The organism is Chitinibacter sp. S2-10 (assembly GCF_046530675.1).
Taxonomy (GTDB): Bacteria; Pseudomonadota; Gammaproteobacteria; order Burkholderiales; family Chitinibacteraceae; genus Chitinibacter.
The window spans coordinates 1,601,747-1,623,388 of sequence record NZ_CP172558.1; the positions used below are offsets into that span (position 1 = coordinate 1,601,747).

Genomic DNA, 21,642 nt, shown 5'->3' on the forward strand with positions numbered 1-21,642 from the left:
ATGTTTGGCTTGAATCAGCCGCGTCGTTTTGATTTGGTGGTGTTCGACTGGGACGGCACTTTAATGGACAGCACCGGAATGATTGCCCGTTCGATTCAGCGTGCTTTTGACGATATCGGTTTGCCGGTGCCGAGCGAACAACAGGCTCGTTATGTGATTGGCTATGGCATGTTTGAGGCCATGGCACATTTGCTGCCTGACGCGGATGAAGCCCAGATTCGCCGTCTGATCGATGCTTATCGCGGCCATTTTCTGGCTCAGGATCAGGAGCTCAAACTCTATGATGGCGTAGAAGAAGGGTTGGCGCGCTTACGTGATGCAGGTTTTCGCATGGCCGTTGCGACCGGCAAATCGCGAGTCGGGCTGGATCGGGTTTTGCAGGCGACGCAATTGAACCATTTCTTTGAAGTAACGCGTACCGCCGATGAAGCCTTTTCCAAGCCGCACCCAGCGATGCTGGAATACATTCTGGGGTATTCGGCCGTAGAGCCCGAGCGGGCTTTGATGGTGGGCGATACCTCCCATGATTTGCAGTTGGCGCTCAATGCCGGAACGGCCAGTGTCGGGCTGACCTACGGCGCACACGAAGAAAATGCGCTTCAGGATTTACAGGCCTTGGCGCTATTTGACGAATTTGCGCTGCTGATCGACTGGATTATTGCGCATGGTTAAGATTTGCGACTCGCAAGACTTGCAGGAACGCGGGCTGGCATTTCGATTTAATATCAAAGAGCGCGCCGCGATTGCCTTGCGTTATGGTGGTCAGGTTTATGCTTATTACAATGAATGTGCGCATGTGCCGATCGAACTTGATTTCAATCCGGGTGATGTATTTGATCTATCCCGGCAATTTTTAATTTGTTCGACCCACGGCGCATATTATGATCCGACCAACGGTTTATGTTTGGGCGGCCCATGTAGTGGCCGCAGTTTGCATCGCCTGACCGTGATTGAAAAAGACAACGCAGTCTGGCTGCTTGAGGAATCCAATTCATGAATGAATCATTTGAACGCGACGCGTTAAAAGAAATTTTAACCGCGTCGATTAAAGAGCAACGCAGCGCCCGGCGCTGGGGTATTTTTTTCAAGTTTCTGACCTTTGCTTATCTGTTTATGATCGCCGGTCTGATGCTGGGCTGGATCGGCGATGAAGACGCCGAAAGCGCCAGCAGCGGCGCACATGTAGCGGTGGTCGATTTGAATGGCGAAATTTCGGCCGGTGGTGACGCCAGTAGCGAAATGGTGCTGCATGGTTTGAAAAATGCCTTTGAAGACCGCAATAGCAAGGCGGTAATTTTGCGCGCCAACAGTCCCGGCGGCAGCCCGGTGCAGTCGGGGATGATGTACGATGAAATCGTTCGCCTGAAGAAACAACATCCGAAAATTCCGTTTTATGTCGTCGTTGAGGATGTTTGTGCTTCGGGTTGTTATTACACCGCCGTCGCTGGTGACAAAATTTTTGCCGACAAGGCGTCGATTGTCGGTTCGATTGGCGTCTTGATGGATGGCTTTGGCTTTACCGGGACGATGGATAAATTGGGCGTCGAACGCCGCCTGATTACGGCTGGCGCGAACAAAGGCTTTCTTGATCCGTTTTCGCCACAAAGCGAAGAGCAGAAACAGAAAGCCGTGACGATGCTGGCTGAAGTTCATCAGCAATTTATTAATGTCGTGAAGCAGGGGCGCGGCAAACGGCTGGCGAGCAACAATCCGGATATTTTCTCAGGTCTGGTCTGGTCGGGAGAAACCGGCGTGAAGCTCGGTTTAGTCGATGGTTTGGGCTCGGTTAGCAGCGTCGCACGTGATATCGTCAAAGTCGACAATGTGGTTGATTTTACCCCGCAACCTTCGTATGCCGATCGCTTGGCTCGGCAGCTGGGCGTCGCTGCGGCGACGACGCTGGGTGCAAAGCTGGACATCCGATTGAAATAGATGGTATGGGTATATGAGTGCAGGTCATTGTAGGTATGTTCTGCATTGATATACCCAATTAGATGAGGTTGCTTATGGCGCGCAGAAAAAGAGTTGAAGAGCATGAAAATCACGAGCGTTGGTTGGTCTCCTACGCCGATTTCATTACCTTGCTGTTTGCTTTTTTTGTCGTGATGTATGCGATTTCATCGGTCAATGAAGGCAAATACAAAGTTCTGTCCAACTCCTTGGTTGACGCCTTCAAGCAGCCTAATACTTCAGCCAATTTTTTGCGCATGGAAAACCAGCATGTCATGGGCGCACCGCAGAAACTCGTGGTGATTCCCGGCCCAACCGTATTGCCTAGTGCCGGCAAGTATCAGGAGCAGGCAAAAAAAATGCGGGGAATGGCCAGCGATTTGCGCAAATCGCTAGGCTCGCTGATTGATGAGGGAACGGTCAAAGTGACGCAATCCAAACGCGGGATTGCCGTCGAAATCAGCGACTCGATCCTGTTTATGACCGGTCGCGCCGATTTGCAGTCCGACGCGATCAGCGCCCTGCAAACCATTGCCGCGCAATTACAAGGCTCGGATAATCTGATCCAGATCGAAGGCCATACTGACAATCAGCCGATTCGTGGCGGCCTGTTTCCGAGTAACTGGGAATTATCGTCTGCGCGTGCAGCCAGTGTCGTGCGGCTATTTCAGGAAAGCGGAATCGCGCCGCAAAGAATGGCGGCAGTCGGTTATGCCGAGTTTCGCCCAGTGGAGTCCAATGACAGCGACGAGAGTCGCGCCCGCAATCGCCGGGTCACACTGAATATCCTGGCCGACAATCAGGATGAAGTGGCCGTGATCTCGCAAAATTAGACCTGCACCCCCGGAGCAAACAGTCATCTGTTTGTGATCGATCCTTTCGCGCACTATAAAGAAATATTGACCCGACCGGTATTTCTGCGTGAACTCCTTCGCCAGTGCGCTTTCTGAAAATATACCTGATTTGCTTGACCAGATTGAGCAGGGTTTTTTGCAGGATCCAGATGAAGCGCATCGAAACAGTGCAGCGCTGTTTGCGCGTTCCAAAGAATTGGATCTCAAGCCCGGCCTTCATCTTCGTATCTACGTCGTTCATGCCCAGTCGCTCTGGCATTTGGGGCAATACCGCAAAGCATTGCGTTTGATTAACCGAGCCATCAAGCAATCTGATGATTCGGCGTTAAACGACCATCGCGCCGAAATTTTTCTGATCCGGGGAAAAATCAATTTCAGTCTTAAAAACTACCTGTCGGCCATGGAAGATTTTTCACTGGCGGCCGATGTAGCAATTGATTTGCTCAATATTGAAGTGGCAGTTGAAGCCTATTTATATATAGGCAGAATCTACATTGTATTTGGTCAGCAGGAACAGGCTGACGAGGTATTGAACCTGGGTTACAAACTGGCGAAGGGAATTGGCAGCGCGCGCCTGATCGCCAAAAGTGCCATTTTTTTATCCGATCAGTTGCTTGAGCAGCAACGCTATCAGGAAGCGCTGGCCATTATTCATCAAAGCGAAGCCAGCTTGCTGGAGCTTGGCGATTTAACCTGGCTGATTGAGTCAGGAAAAACGCAGGCCATTTGCTATCAGAAAACTCAGCACCCCGAAGAGGCAGAGCTCTATTTTGCCAGCATGTTTGCGATTGCGCAGCATATGAAAATTAAATGGGGTGGCGCACTGATCGCAATTCACTATGCCCAATTTTTGCTGGAATGGAATGAATGGCAGCGTGCGCTTGAAATGCTCGATTGGGCCGATCCATTGTTAAAGTCATTTGACGATTTGTACCTGGCTCAATTAAGTGCTGAGTTGCGATTTAACGCCTATAAGAAAAACAATGATTTTAAAATGGCACTGGAAAGCCTGATGCAGTTTGAAAAGATAAAATTAAAATGGGTGCAGCTGAATGTGTCCGAAGATGAATCCAGAAAAAAAGACCGATTCAAAAATTTGCAGAAAGTAATGAAGAACGTTGATCGAACGCGAAATGAATTTGAACGTTTGCTGGAGCCTGTTATTTCCAGAGCATCAATCGGAAGCGAGAAATTATTGCTGGAGAAGTGCAAAGAACTCGCTGATGAATGTTCAATTCTTTGGCTGGAGGCAGAAACGAAGCTCAAATATCGCCGCGTAGTTGAAAATAAAATTGATGGTTTGTTGAGGGATTTTTGCCTTCATGGCGATATTTGGCTCAGAACCCTACATGGACAGTATTTGATTTATTTTACCGAGGGCGCAGCTCGAAAAGAAATGTTGCAATTGGACTTGCTGCAAACGATTGATCGTTTTCCATGGCAATGGCATGACTGCGAAGTCCCTGTGTTGAAAACGAAATGGATGGCGCCCCGCGATGTCATCATGCATTTACATCACTAAAATGAACAAACAAGCAGCCATTGATGCACGAATTGCCGAGCTGATTGCCGTCATTGAAGTGTCATACTGGCAGTCCGATCCGGCTCAACTACGAGCCTGTACTGCACTATTGGATTTGTGTCTTGCGCATCAGCATCGGCAACTGGGCTATGCCTATCTTTTGCATGGTCGTTCGCTGATGGTTTACGGTGAGCCGGATCAGGCTCAAAAAATACTTGAGCGCGGAGTGACCTGGTGTCGGAGAAAGAAGGACGCAGAGCATTATTCGCTCGGGTTGCTCTGGTTGGGCTTGCAACTTTACAAACTCAATGATTTGCCAAAAGCATTAACGCTTTGGCTTAAATCACTGGCACTGGCGTCAGAGCAGTCCAATCTTGATTTGGTGATCGAGATTTATCTGAATTTGGGGACCTTATATCAAAGACTGGATTTACCTGAAGAATGTCATGCCATTTTGATGAGCGGATTTTCTTTGGCTGAGGCCATCGATAATAAAAGATTGCTCGCTAAAAGCGGCATATTTCTTTCCAATTTATTGCTTTCGGGTCAGCAATATTCTTCCGGAATGGCCATCATTGCCAGATCGGAACGTGATGTGATTTTACATGCTGATCTGACCTGGGTGGCTGAGTTATGTAGAAATAAGGCCATTTGTTTATGGCGGCAGGGAAAAGTTGAAGATGCTGATATATGCTTTGAATCAGCAATATGTTTGGCAAAGAAATTTGATCTGTCATGGATTTATATTTCTGTATCAATTGCATATTCCGAATTTTTGATTGATCAAAACCAGCAGATGTTAGCTATCCGTGTACTCGATGCTGCGGCTCCTTATTTGGAAAAATATCGTGATGATGAGTTGCGGCGGCAATGGAGCTGGGCTCGATATAGTAGTGCAAAGTCATTGAAAATGTTCGATGCTGCATTGACTGCATTGAAGGAGTGTCAGCATTTGCAGGAAACTGAAGTTGAAAAACGCTCTTTGTATGAAGCCCGGGAAAAATTGAAAACCAGACTGGCTAAAATTTACCCCACTTTGCGTCATGATTTTCGCCAATTTGAGCGCATGGTGAATGCATCGATAACGCAAATGAGCATTAAACAATTGCTTCAATTTAAAAAAAGCTGCGAAGAAACATTGGGGGTAGGGCGAATTATCGAAATTAGTGTTGCTACGGAAAATCATCCAATGCTTGAGCAGCGTGCAGTGCTGATTGTGAGCGAATACTGCTCAGCGAAAGACTGTTGGGTCAAGGTTGGCAACGGGTGCTATTACATTTTTCCCGGGGGAGATGCTTCGGCGCTGTTCGATTTTGCGCTCCGTATTATTCAGGCCATTGAAGCGCCACCGTGGCCGAAGTTTCAGGCTATATCGCTCAAGGCGAAGGCTAGAATCTTGCAAGTTAATCAGGGTATTGTGGAGCAAATTGACAGGATTATTCAGCGAGGCGGACATGATGCAGGATGAGTTTTCTGAATGTCTGGCCCGGCAGGCACAATACCGCTTGCGAAATTATGACCAGGCACTGGTGTTGGCGACCGAGCTGGAACGACTGGCACAAAACAACCCGGATTATCAGGCACAAGCCTTGTATTTAAAAGGTGAGGCGCTGGAGAAACTGGGGCGTTTTGCTGAAGCCAAGGCGCTTTTATTGCTATTGGAGAAAACATTACGGGCGACAACGCCGAAACATTCGCTGCTGCTTGATGTGTATGAATGCCTGGGAAAGTCGTGCTATGCCATCGGCGAATTGAGTGCGGCCTTGGAGCACTGGAGTCATTGTCTGGAGTTGGCGCTGGAGCATCATTCAATCATTCATTACATCAAAGCCTACATCGGTGTCGGTGGCGTTTATCTATATTACGGTTTTTATGAAGACTCCCTGCGGCATCATTTGCTCTCGCTTGAATATGCGCAAGAGCTGAACGACCCTGCTTTACTGATGACCATTCATTTATGGTTGGGCAGTGATTACAACGAGTTGGGTGAGTTCCAGCGGGCGCTTGAGCATTTGGCTATCGCACAGGACTTTTACCGGCAAGAAGCGGATAGTGGCAATCTCAGCGAAGTGCTGATGCACATCGGTTTTTCCAATTTTGGTCTGGGTAATCTGGTGGATGCGTTCAAAGCATTCAGTCAGGGCGTTGCAGTGGCAAAAACCAATCATCATGTTTGGCCGCTTGCCATGGCTCATCTCGGAATCGCCGAACTTTACTTTGCCCAGGGCAAATATCGGGAGGCTGTGCAGTATGCGCAACAGGCACAAGATTACGCAATCCAGACCCACTCGGTGCATCATGAATTGCGCGCCTGCAAGGTGCAATCTGCTGCGCTGGAAGCCTTGGCGCAATATGAAGAAGCGCTGCAGGTCTATGAACGGCATTACGCGCTGGCGGTCAGGCTCGCGAGCGAGCGAACCATGGCGCAACTGCAAAGCGGCACGCTGCGCCGAATTAGCCGGACTGAAATTCGTTTGAAGTTATTACGCGCCGAACAGCAGAAGAAAAACCTGGAAAACGAGCATATTTTGCGTCAAGCCGAATTTTTGTCAGAAAAGAATGCACTGATTGCAGTCAATCAAGCTAAAAGTGCTTTTCTGGCTTTGGTCAGCCATGAAATACGTACTCCGCTTACTGGCGTCATTGGCATGTTACGTCTAGCCAAAGGCCAGAAAGAGCTGCGCCCGAATACGCGCGAGCAAATCAGCATCGGCTTGGAAAACGCTGAAATGCTGATGAATATCATCAATGACTTGCTCGATGCCTCGAAAATCGAAGCCGGGAAAATAGTCATCGAACAAATTCCGTTTGATCTGCACAAGTTGATTGCTCAGGTGGCCGCGTTGTTTGCGCCGAAAGCGGAGGAAAAAGGGCTGACTTTTGTGCTGGATATTGATCACTTGCCACGCTCGGGTTGTTTGGGCGATCCGACGCGTTTGCGGCAAATTCTGTTTAATCTGGTCAGCAATGCGATCAAATTTACCGAGCAAGGCTCGGTGCGGCTAAGTGCCTATCGCGACGGGGAACAGATCAAGTTTCTGGTCGCCGATACCGGAATAGGTCTGGATGAGCAAAGCCTGGTGCGGCTGTTTAATAAATTCGAGCAGGCTGATACTTCGACCACGCGTAAATATGGTGGAACCGGGTTGGGATTGTCGATTTGCCACGCCCTGATTCAACTGATGCAAGGCTCGATTGCGGTGACTAGTCAGCTCGGTGAGGGGACTTGCTTTCGGGTTGATATCCCTCTGGAGCCGGTTGAGCTGGTGGCAGCTCCCGAAGCCGAGCCCCTTGCACTGATGCCGCTGCCGCACAAGCTCAAAATTCTCTATGCCGAGGATATTGTGACCAATCAACTGATTGTGGGGGCTTTGCTGGAAGAAATGGGGCTGTCTTTACAGGTAGCCAATAATGGTTTGCAGGCGATTGAGGCGCTGGCACGTGAACATTTTGATCTGGTGCTGATGGATAGCCGGATGCCGGTGATGGATGGTAATACCGCAACCCAGCTGATCCGTCAGGGGTGCTATCAGGAATATGAAGTACGCGATCCGGCAATTTATATTGTGGCCTTGACGGCCAATGCCGCTGACGCAGAGCGGGAAGCCGGTCTGGCAGCGGGGATGAATGATTATTTGCTCAAGCCGATTGACCCGATCCGGCTCAGGCAGGTTTTGGTCGCCGCATGTGAATACCAGCAGCAGCGCGGATATACGCTAGAACCACTGTTTACGCCCAGCATTGCTGAAAGTTCGTTTAACGATGACGAAATCCTGCTATTGCAGCGACTTGAGCAGGCGGGGGTGGCCATCCATGAAGCTCTGGAGCGGCTCAATGGCAATTTGGCACGCTACAAGCGCTGGTTATGGCAATTCTTCCAGGAACAAAAAGCGTTTTTCGACGAATTTGATGATTTATTACTCGCGCGCGATATCGAGCAATTGATCAGCAAAGTTCATGCCTTGCGTGGTGTCGCGGGTACTTTGGGTTTGGTCGCTTTATACGAGCAGGCCGGAGCGCTGGAACAGAATTTGAATCATTTCAGTCGCAATGGCGGGGTGTGCCCGGATGGCACATGGCTGGCGCAAAGCTGGGCAACGGCAATGAAAGAAGTCTGGCCTCTGGTGCAAATGAGTGCAGCTGTTCAAGTTGCACTACCTTGCTTGCCACTGCCGGAAAATTACTGGCCGCAAGCACTGCGTCTGCAGGAGGCACTGGAATCCAATAGCTTGCGAGCCAGGCAGAAACTGCAGGAATTGCTGACCCAGATCGGCGACACCCCCGTTGCACATTCATTGCAATTGGTGAATGAAGCATTGGAAAGACTTGATTATCCTGCCGCGCAACTGGCGCTCAAAGCGATACTTCCGGAGCAAGGACATGAGTCTTGATGCCTATATTCTGATTATTGATGATCAGATGACCAATATCGAAGCGCTGGGTGAGCTGCTGACCGATCAGTATGACGTGCATTTTGCGCTGAGCGGCGCGGCGGCCTTGCAGCAAATTGCGCAGCATAAACCCGATTTGATTTTGCTCGATATCATGATGCCCGATATGGATGGCTACGCCGTTTGTCGTGAGCTGCAAAGTCAGCCCGATACGGCTGAAATTCCGGTCATTTTTATTACTGCGCTGGGTATGCCAGACGAAGAATCGCGCGGCTTGGATGCTGGAGCGGTCGATTATATTGTCAAACCCTTCAACCCGACGGTCGTGCGCGCGCGAGTGCGCAACCATCTGGCGTTCAAGCAAGCGCAGGATCAATTGCGGCTATTGGCGCAAACCGACGGACTGACCGGGCTGGCAAACCGACGCTATCTGTTTCAGCGCTTGCAGGCCGAATTTGAGCGCGCCCAGCACACGCCCAATGTTTTTTCGCTGATTCTGATCGATGTCGATTATTTCAAGCGATATAACGACACTCAGGGGCATGTTGCCGGGGACGTCTGTTTGCAGCGGATTGCCGGTGTGATCATGTCCGAATTGCGCAATTCGAATGATCTGATGGCGCGCTATGGGGGCGAAGAGTTTTGCTGTTTGCTGCCTGACACCCATTTGCAGGAAGCGAGGCTGATTGCCGAGCGGATTGCCCGTAGCGTCACCGAGCTGGCAATTCCCAACCCTAAAGCGCCAGGGTTAAATATTGTCACAATTAGCGCCGGCGTCGCCCAGTGGCAAAGTGATGTGACGCAGCCAGAAACCCTGCTGCAGCGCGCAGATCAGGGATTGTATGCAGCCAAAGACGCCGGACGAAATCAGGTTTGTGTTGGGTATGTTTGTGGAAGTTAAATGGGGTGTGCTGTGTGGCAGCATACCCCTATTTAAATTTCTTCTCCAACTTGGCCAGGCTGATATACAGCACCGGTGTGATATAGAGCGTAATCAGTTGCGAGAATAACAATCCGCCGACGATGGCGATGCCAAGTGGTTGTCGCAGTTCTGCACCAGCGCCCAGACCCAAGGCCAGTGGCATGGCACCCATTAATGCCGCCAGCGTCGTCATCATGATCGGACGGAAACGCTTGGCACTGGCGTCACGGATTGCCGCTTCCGCGCTCAGCTGGTTTCCGCGCTCGGCTTCGAGCGCAAAATCGATCATCATGATGGCATTCTTTTTGACAATCCCGACCAGCAGCAAAATGCCGATCATTGCAATAAAAGTCAGCTCCAGTCCAGTGATTTGCAAGGCCAGTAAGGCGCCGATGGCGGCCGAAGGAATCCCGGCCAGAATCGTCAGCGGATGAATCCAGCTCTCGTACAGCACGCCGAGCACGACATAAATAACGGCCACAGCGGCCAGAATCAGCCAGAGCTGGCTGGTTTGCGTCTGTTTGTACAGCGCAGCATCGCCGGCAAAACCACCAAAAATATAAGCGGGCAGACCGATTTCCTGTTCGGCAGCATTAATTTCGCGCGCCGCATCCGACAGTGATGCACCTTCTGCCAGATTGAAAGACAAGGTAATCGCCGGGAGCTGCCCCTGATGGTTGATCGTCGTCGTGACCGCGGTGCGCTCGACCGTAGTAAAGCTGCTCAGCGGAATCAGCGCCGTGGCGCTTTTGCTGCGCACCGCCAATTTATCCAGTTTACTCTCGTCGCTGCGATCCGCTTCGCCGAGCTGCATCAGCACCGAATAACTGTCCTGCGGCGCATAAATGCTCGCCACTTCACGCTCGCCGTAGGCGGCATACAGCGTGTCGCGCAGCGACTGCATATCGACACCGAGTTCAGCAGCGCGGTCCCGATTGATATTGAGTTTGGCTTGCAGTGTTTTTTGTTCGGCATCCGAATTCACATCGCGGAAAATCGGCCTGGCCGCCAGTGCGGCGAGTAATTGATTACTCCAGTCTTCCAGATCATTGGCATTGACGGCCTGCAGTGTGTATTGATAGCTGCTTTTGCCACTGCGCCCACCAATATTCAGATTCTGTGTCGGGCGGTAAAACACGCTGACTCCGGCAATTTTTCCAGTTGATTTACGCAAGCTCTCCAGCGTTTTTTGCATATTGTCGCGCTCTTGACGTGGTTTGAGCGTGATAAACAAACGGCCACTGCTGCCTGAACTGCCCAGGCTTGAAGCGACCGTCGCGACATTCGGATTACGGGAAACGGCCGAGGCCACTTGGCGTTGCAGTTTGAGCAGGGCGGGGTAGCTGATGTCCGGCGCAGCATCGACACTGGCCTGAATCTGGCCGATGTCCTCCTGCGGAAAGAAGCCTTTCGGAATCAGCAGATATAGCCAGGCTGTCACGGCAAAGGTTGCCAGCGTGATCAGCAGCATCCAGCGGCGATGGCCGAGTACCCAGCCAAGACTGTTTTGATAAGCGGCCAGCAGCCGGTTAAAGCCGGTTTCAAAATAACGGCTCCAGGCTGGTTCGCGGTGATGGTGCGAACGGTTTTCCGGTTTTAAAAACCGCGCTGCAAACAGCGGGATCAGCGTCAGCGAGACCAGCATCGATACCATGATGGCCAGCGTCACCACGACGGCAAATTCGTGAAACAGCAAGCCCATCGTGCCGGGCATAAAGAAAATCGGAATAAACACCGCGACCAGCGAAATCGAAATCGACACGACAGTAAAGCCGACTTCGCCTGCACCTTTGATTGCGGCATCCCAGGGACGCATCCCTTCTTCGATATGACGGACAATATTTTCCAGAACGACAATCGCGTCATCGACAACCAGACCGAGCGCGACAGTTAAACCCATTAGCGAGATATTGTTCAGGCTATACCCCAGCCAGTACATCAATGCAAACGTTGCCAGTAAAGAGATAGGGAGCGATACCGAGGGTATCAGTGTGGCGGCAGCACGGCGCAGAAAAACCAGCACCGACAATACAACCAGTCCCAGCGTCAACAGCAAGGTCAGATTGACGTCGTGTATCGATTCGCGAATCGACGTTGATCGGTCATTCAATTCGCGAACTTCAACCGAGGCGGGCATCTGCGATTTCAATTTGGGCAGCATGGCTTTGATCGCGTCAACGGTCGCAACGGTGTTGGCTCCGGGTTGGCGCTGCACGGCCAGAATGATCGAACGCTCGCTATTGACCCAGCTGCCCGATTTAATGTTTTCGACGCTGTCTTCGACGGTCGCGACGTCCTTGAGCCGCACTACGCCATCGGCGCTGCTGGTGATGATCAGCTGGGCAAATTCGGCGGCGTTTTTAAGTTGTTCATTGGCTTGCAGCATCAGCGTCTGCCGCTCGCCTTCGAGTTGTCCGACTGGCGAGTTGGCATTGGCCGTTTTTAGTGCATTCGATAACTCAGGGAGTGAAATATTGCGCGTTGCCAGTTTGTCCGGATCGACTGCGATGCGCACGGCATATTTTTTTTGCCCGTAAATTTGTACTTGGGCAACGCCGTTGATGGTCGAGAGTGCGGGGGCGATCAGGTTGTCCGAGAAGTCGTTCAGTTGCGAGAGCGACATTGACGGTGAATTGATCGCCAACATCAAAATCGGCGCGTCCGATGGATTGACTTTGCGATAGCTGGGCGGGCTTTTCATGTCGCTCGGCAATGAGCGGGTGGCGCGGTACAGTGCAGCCTGAACGTCGAGTGCTGCCGATTCAATATCCCGTCCGGGTGCAAACTCCAGCGTGATTGATGTGCTACCTAAGCGGCTGCTCGAGCTCATCATGGCGAGGCCGGGAATTGTCGAAAATTGTTTTTCCAGTGGCGTTGCGACCGAATTGGCCATGGTTTCTGGTGATGCGCCGCTCAGGTTGGCCGATACATTAATCGTCGGCGTGTCATAAGTCGGTAGTGCGGAGATGGGCAGGTTCAGCCAGGCGATGGCTCCGGTGACCATGACGGAGAGCCAGAGCAGCAGTGTTGCGACCGGCCGATGGATCGCCCACCATGAAATACCGTGCCCCATTATTTGCGCCCTCCACCTTGGCTGGACGATTTGGCCGGGCGACTGGCTTCGATCACTGAGCCGCCGGGACGAACATTTTGCCCACCTTCGCGAATGACTTTGCTACCGGCCTGCAGCCCGTCGATTAGCGCTTGTCCATCGTGGCTTCTCAGCACCGTGACGGCCTGTGGTCGGGCTTTACCTTCCTTGTCGATCAAATAAACAAAGCGTTGCTCAGGCCCGGTCTGGATTGCCTGAAGTGGCAATACCAGGCCGCGTTCAGAACCGAGCTGTAACTGAACCCGGGTACTCAGTCCTGGCCAGAGCAGATGGTCGCGATTGGCAAATTCGGCCTTGGCCAAGAGCGTTCCGCTGCTTTTATCGACGGTGCTATCGAGAAAGACCAGTTGACCATCACGTGTGCTGCCGTCGGGCAGTGTGGCGCGGACGATCAGTTTGTTTTGCGCGGCGAGCAAAGCGGGAAGTTCACGCTCTGGCACGCTAAAGCTGATCCGTACCGGGTCGAGCTGGGTCAGCGTGACCAGCGGATCGCTACCACTGGCCTGAGCCAGACTGCCCGTTCGCACATTGATTTTGCCGGTACGGCCTGCAAAAGGCGCGACAATGCGTGAGAAGCTCAGTTGTGCATTGGCCGCCGACTGATCGGCCTTGGCGGCAGCAAGTTGTGCACGCAGGCTTTCGGCCTTGGCGCGTGCGGTGTCTACGGCTGAAGGGGAAATAAATTTGGCTTGCTCGAGTTCGAGTGAGCGCTGAAGATTGCGTTCAGCTTCCATCAGTTGAGCTTGCATTTGGGATGAGACCGCTTGGCTGCGCAAGGCCTGCGCTTGGTCGTGGCGAGAGTCCAGTGTGAATAATAATTGCCCCGCTTTGACTTCGTCGCCTTCGCGGAAATGAATTTGGGCAATCTGCGCATTGATTTGTGGCCGGATTTCTATGGTCTGAGCTGCTTCTACATGGCCGTTGCTGGCGATTTCTCTTGGTAGTTCACCCTGTTTGACCAGAGTGCTGATGATGACGGTCGGACGGTCACTTTTGCCCGGTTTTTCTGTGGCTTTGTCACAGGCGGTCAGTGCGAGCACCAGCAAGGCCAGTGTTCCGAGTTGTGGGTGAATCAATGCGCTCATCATGGTGTCTCAGTGTGATTTTGCTGGTATGAGTTGAAAATGGCTGGCAGGTTCAATACTAACAGCGCTGCAGTGATCTATGGTGTGGCGAGAGATTGATATTGCATGCCGATGTTGCTTGAAAAAGGAGCCAATCGATTTGGCATGCTTGATGGATGACAAACAAACCGTCAATTGTAATCCATTAGCAACAAATTAATTGTGCGACGCCGTGCTATGATCACGCACATTGGCCTTTATTGTGATGGTTATGCAATGGATGTTCTCCAGTCGCTTATCAGTATCTTTACTGATTATGGCTACCTGGCCGTCTTCACGGTGCTGTTGGCTTGTGGGCTCGGTGTTCCCATTCCCGAAGATATTTCACTGGTCGCTGGCGGGGTTATTTCGGGCTTGGGCTATGCACATGTTCATACGATGTTTGCCGTCGGGATGGCGGGTGTGTTGATCGGTGATAGCTTTATGTTTCTCCTTGGCCGCTATTGTGGAACCAATCTGCTTGAGCACCGTTATTTCAAACGAATGATGACGCCGGATCGCTACCAGGCGGTACAGGATAAATTCGAACGCTATGGGAATCGCGTGCTGTTTGTCGCACGTTTTCTGCCGGGCTTGCGTGCGCCAATTTACCTAACTGCCGGGATGTCTTGCCGGATTTCATATTTGCGGTTTCTGATTCTGGATGGAATGGCTGCGCTGATTAGTGTGCCAGTCTGGGTTTATCTGGGTTATTACGGCGCAACGAATCGTGAATGGTTGTTGATGTGGCTTGCGCGCGGCCAGACGGCCATTCTGGTGCTGGTGGCTATCGTCGCGGTGATTGTGGGTGCTTGGTATCTTAAAAATAAGCGCAATCCCTAAAGGTCTTATTTTTTCCGCTGACCTACACTAGTCCCTTCTGCAACTTCGAGTTAAGCCAAAGATGTCTCGTCCTATCGAAGCTGTTGTCCACAGCGCCGCGCTACGTCATAACTACCAAACCATCAAGCAGCGTGCTCCCGGAGCCAAGGCATTTGCGGTGATCAAGGCCAATGCCTATGGTCACGGCGTAGCCCGGGTGGTCGAGGCGCTGCACGATGCCGATGCTTTTGCCATTCTGGAGTTCGATGCGGCAGTGCAAATGCGGCAGCACGGCGTAACTCAGCCGATTTTGCTGTTGGAAGGGGCGTTCAGCCCTGCCGAACTCCAAGCGTGTGCCGAGCATCGTTTGATGCTGGCAATTCACGAGCCGCGTCATTTGTGCTGGTTGCAGGAAACGCCTTTGCTGGCGCCTGTTGACGTGTTTTTAAAGCTCAATACCGGAATGAACCGGCTCGGTTTTGCGGTTCAGGATGCCGCTTCGCTATTCGCGCAATTGCGCAAGCTACCGAATGTGGCCAGCGTGACGTTGATGACGCACTTTGCGACTGCCGATGAGCCGGCAAAAGGTGTAGCCAAACAATGGGAGCGTTTTCGATTACATACTGCCGGGCTGGATTGTCCGCGCTCGCTGGCCAATTCGGCGGCAACACTGGCATATCCCGAAGTTCATGCCGATTGGGTTCGTCCCGGGATTGCACTTTATGGTTCTTCGCCATTTAACCACCTGAGTGCACGGCAATTGGGCTTGCAAGCTGCAATGACTTTGCGTTCAGAGGTGATAGCTGTTCAGGAGCTCGTCGCAGGAGATGCGGTTGGTTATGGCGCAAGCTTTATTGCCGATGGCCGGATGCGGGTTGGTATTGTTGCCTGTGGCTATGCCGACGGTTATCCGCGTCATGCGCCGACCGGCACTCCGGTGCTGGTTGAAGGCAAAATGACCCGTTTGCTTGGCCGGGTTTCGATGGATATGCTGTGTGTTGATCTGAGTGAGCTGCCACAGGCCGGAATCGGAAGTGGGGTCGAGCTCTGGGGGGCGGCTTTGCCGATTGACACGGTGGCGCATGCTGCCGGAACTATTGCTTATGAATTGATGTGTGCCGTTACGGCGCGAGTACCAATCCGTTCTGTTTGATGGTGAACTGTTCGTCAATTTACCCCAATTGACGCAGATTCCATTACAATTATCCGGTTTTTATTAATTTTCCAGCCTGCAGGTTAATCATGGCATTAATCGTCCAAAAATATGGCGGTACATCGGTTGGGTCGCCTGACCGAATCAAAAACGTAGCGCGCCGCATCGCCAAGTTTAAAGCTCAAGAGCATGACTTGGTGGTGGTTCTGTCCGCAATGTCTGGCGAAACCAATCGCCTGATCGCTTTGGCTAAAGAAATGCAAGCCAACCCGGATCCACGTGAACTAGATGTAATTGTTTCGACTGGTGAACAAGTCACGATTGGCTTGCTGGCAATGGCGCTCAAAGACATGGGTCTGGATGCCGTGTCGTACACCGGCTCGCAGGTCAAAATCCTGACCGACAGCTCGCATACCAAAGCGCGGATTCAGCATATTGACGATGCCAATATGCGTGCCGATCTGAACGCCGGTCGCGTAGTGATCGTAGCGGGCTTCCAGGGCGTGGACGCCAACGGCAATATCACGACTTTGGGTCGTGGTGGTTCGGATACTTCGGGCGTGGCTTTGGCCGCAGCACTGAAAGCCGACGAATGCCAGATTTATACCGATGTTGATGGCGTTTATACGACCGATCCGCGCGTCGTGCCGGAAGCGAAAAAGCTCAAAACGATTACGTTTGAAGAAATGCTGGAAATGGCCAGCCTGGGCTCGAAAATCTTGCAGATTCGTTCGGTTGAATTTGCAGGCAAATACAATGTGAAATTGCGCGTATTGTCCTCGTTCCAGGAAGAGGGCGAGGGTACGTTGATTACTTTTGAGGAAGACTCTACCGTGGAAAAACCAGTCATCTCCGGCATCGCCTTTAATCGCGACGAAGCCCGCATCAATGTGATCGGTGTTCCTGACAAGCCAGGTATCGCTTACCAGATCCTGGGGCCAGTGGCTGATGCCAATATCGATGTGGATATGATTATCCAAAACGTCGGTCAGGACGGCACAACGGATTTCTCGTTCACCGTGCCAAAAGGCGAAATGGCGCGTGCCATCAAGGTGCTCGAAGGCGTGCAAAGCCAGATCGGCGGCAAATCGGTATCGGGTGACGACAAGATTTGTAAAGTATCCATCGTCGGCGTTGGGATGCGTTCGCACGTGGGCGTGGCATCAACGATGTTCCGCACGCTGGCTGAAGAGGGTATCAATATCCAGATGATCTCGACTTCCGAAATCAAAATTTCGGTTGTGCTGGACGAAAAGTATCTGGAATTGGCTGTTCGCGTATTGCACAAAGCTTTTGGTCTTGAGCAAAACGATTAATTTGTTGAGTAATTTCTGCAACTTATCGGAAAATGTTGTGGAAACTGGTTGACGGGTTTGGGTGGTGTCGGTATTATCTCGCTTCTCTGAACGGAGACGTGGCCGAGTGGCTGAAGGCACCGCCCTGCTAAGGCGACATACGGGCAACTGTATCGAGGGTTCGAATCCCTCCGTCTCCGCCAGAGGATTTAAATTGTTGTGTAGTGCGCCCGTAGCTCAGTTGGATAGAGTATTTGGCTACGAACCAAAGGGTCGGGCGTTCGAATCGCTCCGGGCGCACCAACACCACAATGTAGTATTGATGTTTTAGATGTCCCTATAGTTTAGCGGTTAGAACACTGCCCTTTCACGGCGGCGGCCGGGGTTCGATTCCCCGTGGGGACGCCAAATCATCAGCAAAGTTTTAAATCAGTGCGCCCGTAGCTCAGTTGGATAGAGTATTTGGCTACGAACCAAAGGGTCGGGCGTTCGAATCGCTCCGGGCGCACCAATTTAAATCTTAGTTGTTTTCAAGTTGTTTCAAGCATGTCCCTATAGTTTAGCGGTTAGAACACTGCCCTTTCACGGCGGCGGCCGGGGTTCGATTCCCCGTGGGGACGCCAACTTAGTTGGTGTCGGTAGTATTTCAATATTGTTGCATTTCTTTTTTCTCCCTACTTTTCCTGCAAATTCATCAAACAATTACTTGTGCTTTTTTCCGCTTTTGTTGTCTGAAAGAGGCATGATTCTCATTTGTCTGTATGAACTTAATGCAGGGTATCTCTCTGCGCTTATTGTTTTGTAACGCCTTCAGACGTATACCATTGCGGGTATCAAGATTCGTTTTTTATGTTCATCTCTCCGCATCTCGACGATGCCCGGCTTATTTCTTTCGGGGCTTGGTCTTGCCCTATTCGCACTTTTAAATCGATCTAGGCAAGCCTGCCTGCAAATGACTATGATTGGGTTGGCGTTTTTCCCTCATCGTTGTAATGAGCGCTGGCAGGCAATTGCTGAATGTACGGTGTTTCATTTCAGAGTACGGATAGAATGAATTGGCGATAAATCCCATACCCATAGGCAAAGATGCTTTTTTGCAAAGTTACTGCACTTTATCGCCGTTAAAAATCTGGCGCTACGGCAGCCGTAGTGAGCAGATTGGCCTTTTTGGGGGCTGGCTCGGTCTGGTGCTGCTCTGTATAGCTTTGGGGCTGGCGGTAGTCATTTGGCAATGGTCTGGTTTGCCGCTGTATTTTGGCGGTGTCATCGTCTACATCACGATCTATCCTCCGCTGCTGATCTGCCTTTGGCTGACGCTAACTTGCGGCTGGTGGTGGGGTGCCATTCCCGCTTATCTGGCAACGCTGACGCTGGCGCTATACGCACAAATGCCTTTACCTTGGGCGGCGCTGTTTGCCTGCGCTAATCCGCTTGGATTGGCCATTATTGCTGTTGGTTATCAAGCAATTCCGGTTCGCCGCGATCTGCGTAGTCTCAATGCCTTGATGTTTTATGTGCAATTAAGTTTTGTGGCCAGCATTTTTAGCTCGAGTGGTGCTTTGCTCTGGTGTTATGTCAACCGCATCGACAGTACCGGCTTGTTGCCTATCTGGCAGGGCTGGTGGCTGGGGGGCTTTTTTCAAAGTGTGCTGATTGTCGGTCCGGTGATGGCTTGGTTATGGCCTAGCATCGAACGCTGGCAAGCCAAATATCCGCAATTTTTAGCCGAGCCAAGGTTTGAGACCCGCCGTTCAGTGGTGGTGCTGCTGGCTGCGGTGAGTTTCGGGGTACTGTTTTATGGCTATATCACCATTCAATTGGCCGCCAATCAGCTTGGGCAGGCGGCGGCCAGTATGGCGATGCTGCACCATGCTATCGGCGTGATGCAGCAGACCATGCGTGTGTTTTACTGGGTGCTGGCCTTGGTGACCGTTTTTATTACTTTTTTTGGTTATCAGTTATTTACTTATTGGGATCGTGCAAGTCGGCAATTGCTCGCCGAGCTGCATCAAGCCAATCTGCGTTTAGAGACCCTGGCACATGTTGACGTACTTTCAGGCCTGTATAACCGACGTGCCGCCGAGGAGTATCTGCATACCGAGTGGAATCGGGCTCTGCGGCTCGAAGATAGTGCAGCATTGATTATTCTTGATATTGACCATTTCAAGCAGGTCAACGATCAATATGGTCATTCGGCTGGTGATGCCGCGATTCGCAGTTTGGCTGGCGGTATCCTGGATACCAAGCGCGATATCGACATCGCAGGGCGCTATGGGGGTGAGGAATTTATCGTGATTTTGCCTCACGTTGACCAGAGCGGCGCTTGGGCGTTTGCCGAGCGACTGCGCGAACAGGTTGCGGCAACGAAAGTACCGCACGACCATGGTGAGTTTCAAATCACGATCAGCCTGGGTATTGCAATGTCCGATCTGGCTGATCCCTTGCCGGAAAAATGGCTTTCTCGCGCCGATCAAGCCTTATACATGGCCAAAAATGGCGGGCGCAACAAGACCCGGCTGGTTTTGTGAGCCTCTCCTTTGTGCGCCATTCTTTTCTGATTGACCCCAGTCAAATTAACGATGTTAAACTAGCAACATGAAAACCCATGACGCAGATTTAATCATTGTTGGCGGCGGTCTGGTCGGCGCAGCCTTGGCGCTGGCGCTGAAAAACACCACGCTGGACATTATCCTGCTCGAAGGCCGCGAGCCGATGCTCGACTGGCCCGCTGATAGCTGGGATCAGCGCGTCTATGCGATCAGCCGTGCCAGCCGCACTCTGCTTAGCGAAATCGGAGCCTGGCAAGGTGTTCGCTCCGAACGGCTTGCCCCGATTTCTGCCATGAAAATTTATGGCGATGCGGCCAATAGTCGCCTTGAGTTTGCTGCGCTCGAAGCCGGTGTTGACGAACTGGCTTTTATCGTCGAAAACCGCGAATTGCAACGCGCTCTCTGGCTGGCGCTGGCCGAATGCAGTAATGTGCGCGTCATGACTTTGGTCTCCGCGCAGCAATTGCAGATTAAACCTGAAGAGGCGATTCTGACGCTGGATAATGGCCAGAGTCTGTCTGCCAAGTTGGTCATTGGTGCTGATGGTGCCAATTCCTGGGTTCGCCAGCAATTGGGAATGGATTCGAATGCCAAGTCTTATCAACAATTTGGCGTCGTTGCCAATTTTGCTTGTGAAAAACCACATTACGGTGTGGCGAGGCAATGGTTTATGCCGGATGGTATTCTGGCATGGTTGCCATTGCCCGGTCAGCGCATCTCAATGGTCTGGGCCTGTGATGAAAGTCGCAAAAATGAACTTTTGGCCTTGTCGTTTGACGAACTGGCCAGTTGCGTCACCCTTGCCGGACAATCACAACTAGGTAAACTGGATAGCATAACAGCGGCCGCTGCATTCCCGCTCAAGCTCACACAGGTTCCACACATCACCCGCTCGCGCATTGCGCTGGTCGGCGATGCTGCGCATACCGTACACCCGCTAGCCGGACAGGGTGTAAATCTGGGCTTTGGTGATGTAGCCGAATTGGCCAAAGTGCTAGGCAATGTTCATCCCGGAAGAATTGGTGATGCCTTGGTGCTGCGTCGCTATGAACGTGCGCGTTGCGAATCGGTTATTCTGATGCAACAAGTATGCGATGGCTTGCAGGCGCTGTTTAATAATCACAATCCCACGCTCAAAACCTTGCGCAATTTTGGGTTAACGCTCACCGACCAATTACCGTGGCTAAAGCGTCAATTGATCCGCCACGCTATGGATTCTTAAGGAACAATATGAAAACCTTTTTTACCCGCATCATGATCGCTGCCGGCCTGCTGGCCATCGTCGCCTGTTCTGCGCAGGCAGATACGCCGCCCAAAGAACTCAAAGCGACGATAGAAAAGAAGCTGGGTCGCCCCGTTGATGCGGTAAATACCACGCCAGTCAAAGGGATTTATGAGGTGGTGATGGGCAAACGCCAGATCATCTACACCGATGCCAAAGGCGATTATGCTTTTGTTGGTGAGCTGGTTGACGTGGCCAAAAAAGAAAGCATTACCGAAAAACGCATCGCCGCGATGATGACAACCGACTTTTCCAAATTGCCATTGGCTGATGCAGTCAAAATCGTGCGTGGCAATGGTTCGCGCAAAATGGCCGTGTTTACCGACCCTGATTGCCCGTTCTGCAAACGCCTCGAACAGCAAAGCCTGGTCGGTATCGACAATGTGACGATTTATAATTTTTTGATGCCTCTGCCTAGCCTGCACCCTGATGCAGTTCGTAAATCAATGCTGATCTGGTGCAGCAAAGATCAGGCCGCAGCATGGAAAGGATGGTTCTTTGATGCCAAATTACCGCCAGAGGCCAATACCGACTGCAGCAACCCGGTGACCCGCAATATGCAATTGGGTGAATCACTGGGAATTAACGGTACGCCAGCGCTGATTTTTGCGAATGGACAAATCGTCTCGGGTGCCGTACCCACAGAGCAGATCGAAGAATTGCTCAACAAGCCAAAAAAATGAATCT

16 protein-coding genes and 5 tRNA genes are annotated in these 21,642 nt (G+C 51.6%); 19 read left to right on the forward strand and 2 right to left on the reverse strand.

Going from position 1 to position 21,642, the window contains the following annotated elements:
* From ACG2XO_RS07605 to ACG2XO_RS07640, 8 genes are all read left to right on the forward strand, one after another.
* Complete coding sequence (locus ACG2XO_RS07605; RefSeq protein ID WP_410500211.1) at nt 1-672, forward strand: HAD-IA family hydrolase; 672 nt, start codon at nt 1-3, stop codon at nt 670-672.
* Nucleotides 665-997, forward strand: a complete 333-nt coding sequence (locus ACG2XO_RS07610; protein WP_410497398.1) for a Rieske (2Fe-2S) protein — start codon at nt 665-667, stop codon at nt 995-997. Before ACG2XO_RS07605 ends, ACG2XO_RS07610 begins: the two co-directional genes overlap by 8 nt.
* Nucleotides 994-1,932: a S49 family peptidase gene (locus ACG2XO_RS07615; RefSeq protein WP_410497399.1), complete on the forward strand. Its 939-nt coding sequence runs from the start codon at nt 994-996 to the stop codon at nt 1,930-1,932. Before ACG2XO_RS07610 ends, ACG2XO_RS07615 begins: the two co-directional genes overlap by 4 nt.
* Before the next feature lie 74 nt (nt 1,933-2,006).
* Entirely contained in the window at nt 2,007-2,783 is a 777-nt protein-coding gene (gene motD, locus ACG2XO_RS07620) for a flagellar motor protein MotD (protein WP_410497400.1), read from the forward strand.
* A 421-nt stretch (nt 2,784-3,204) separates the two neighbouring features.
* Complete coding sequence (locus ACG2XO_RS07625; protein WP_410497401.1) at nt 3,205-4,326, forward strand: hypothetical protein; 1,122 nt, start codon at nt 3,205-3,207, stop codon at nt 4,324-4,326.
* 1 nt (nt 4,327) lies between these two features.
* On the forward strand, nt 4,328-5,794 hold the full coding sequence (locus tag ACG2XO_RS07630) for a hypothetical protein (protein ID WP_410497402.1): 1,467 nt from the start codon (nt 4,328-4,330) through the stop codon (nt 5,792-5,794).
* Entirely contained in the window at nt 5,754-8,717 is a 2,964-nt protein-coding gene (locus ACG2XO_RS07635) for an ATP-binding protein (protein ID WP_410497403.1), read from the forward strand. The genes ACG2XO_RS07630 and ACG2XO_RS07635 overlap by 41 nt, the downstream gene beginning before the upstream one ends.
* Complete coding sequence (locus ACG2XO_RS07640) at nt 8,707-9,618, forward strand: diguanylate cyclase domain-containing protein (protein WP_410497404.1); 912 nt, start codon at nt 8,707-8,709, stop codon at nt 9,616-9,618. Before ACG2XO_RS07635 ends, ACG2XO_RS07640 begins: the two co-directional genes overlap by 11 nt.
* A 28-nt stretch (nt 9,619-9,646) precedes the next feature.
* On the opposite strand, the gene ACG2XO_RS07645 is transcribed toward ACG2XO_RS07640, so the two are convergent.
* A complete protein-coding gene (locus ACG2XO_RS07645; protein ID WP_410497405.1) occupies nt 9,647-12,712 on the reverse strand; it encodes an efflux RND transporter permease subunit in 3,066 nt (1,021 codons plus the stop codon).
* The gene (locus ACG2XO_RS07650; protein ID WP_410497406.1) at nt 12,712-13,839 is read right to left on the reverse strand and encodes an efflux RND transporter periplasmic adaptor subunit; all 1,128 of its coding nucleotides are present in this window, start codon (nt 13,837-13,839) and stop codon (nt 12,712-12,714) included. Before ACG2XO_RS07650 ends, ACG2XO_RS07645 begins: the two co-directional genes overlap by 1 nt.
* A gap of 252 nt (nt 13,840-14,091) precedes the next feature.
* On the opposite strand from ACG2XO_RS07650, the gene ACG2XO_RS07655 reads away from it, so the two are divergent.
* The 11 genes from ACG2XO_RS07655 (at nt 14,092) to ACG2XO_RS07705 (ending at nt 21,638) form a co-directional block, all read left to right on the forward strand.
* Nucleotides 14,092-14,697 carry a DedA family protein gene (locus ACG2XO_RS07655; RefSeq protein ID WP_410497408.1) on the forward strand — a complete coding sequence of 202 codons (606 nt, stop codon included), beginning with the start codon at nt 14,092-14,094 and terminating at the stop codon, nt 14,695-14,697.
* Nucleotides 14,698-14,758: 61 nt separating this feature from the next.
* Nucleotides 14,759-15,829 carry an alanine racemase gene (gene alr, locus ACG2XO_RS07660; protein WP_410497409.1) on the forward strand — a complete coding sequence of 357 codons (1,071 nt, stop codon included), beginning with the start codon at nt 14,759-14,761 and terminating at the stop codon, nt 15,827-15,829.
* Nucleotides 15,830-15,918: 89 nt separating this feature from the next.
* Nucleotides 15,919-17,145 carry an aspartate kinase gene (locus ACG2XO_RS07665; RefSeq protein ID WP_410497410.1) on the forward strand — a complete coding sequence of 409 codons (1,227 nt, stop codon included), beginning with the start codon at nt 15,919-15,921 and terminating at the stop codon, nt 17,143-17,145.
* A gap of 92 nt (nt 17,146-17,237) precedes the next feature.
* Nucleotides 17,238-17,327, forward strand: a tRNA-Ser gene (locus tag ACG2XO_RS07670).
* Nucleotides 17,328-17,350: 23 nt separating this feature from the next.
* Nucleotides 17,351-17,427: transfer RNA gene (locus ACG2XO_RS07675), tRNA-Arg, on the forward strand.
* 30 nt (nt 17,428-17,457) lie between these two features.
* Nucleotides 17,458-17,532 (forward strand) — tRNA-Glu (locus tag ACG2XO_RS07680).
* Between the two features lie 26 nt (nt 17,533-17,558).
* Nucleotides 17,559-17,635 (forward strand) — tRNA-Arg (locus ACG2XO_RS07685).
* A 37-nt stretch (nt 17,636-17,672) separates the two neighbouring features.
* Nucleotides 17,673-17,747: transfer RNA gene (locus ACG2XO_RS07690), tRNA-Glu, on the forward strand.
* Nucleotides 17,748-18,179: 432 nt separating this feature from the next.
* Nucleotides 18,180-19,652, forward strand: a complete 1,473-nt coding sequence (locus ACG2XO_RS07695; RefSeq protein WP_410497411.1) for a GGDEF domain-containing protein — start codon at nt 18,180-18,182, stop codon at nt 19,650-19,652.
* Between the two features lie 67 nt (nt 19,653-19,719).
* Nucleotides 19,720-20,895: a UbiH/UbiF family hydroxylase gene (locus tag ACG2XO_RS07700; RefSeq protein ID WP_410497412.1), complete on the forward strand. Its 1,176-nt coding sequence runs from the start codon at nt 19,720-19,722 to the stop codon at nt 20,893-20,895.
* 8 nt (nt 20,896-20,903) lie between these two features.
* Nucleotides 20,904-21,638 (forward strand): DsbC family protein, encoded by a 735-nt coding sequence (locus ACG2XO_RS07705; RefSeq protein WP_410497413.1) that lies wholly within the window; start codon nt 20,904-20,906, stop codon nt 21,636-21,638.
* The last annotated feature ends 4 nt before the right edge of the window (nt 21,639-21,642 follow it).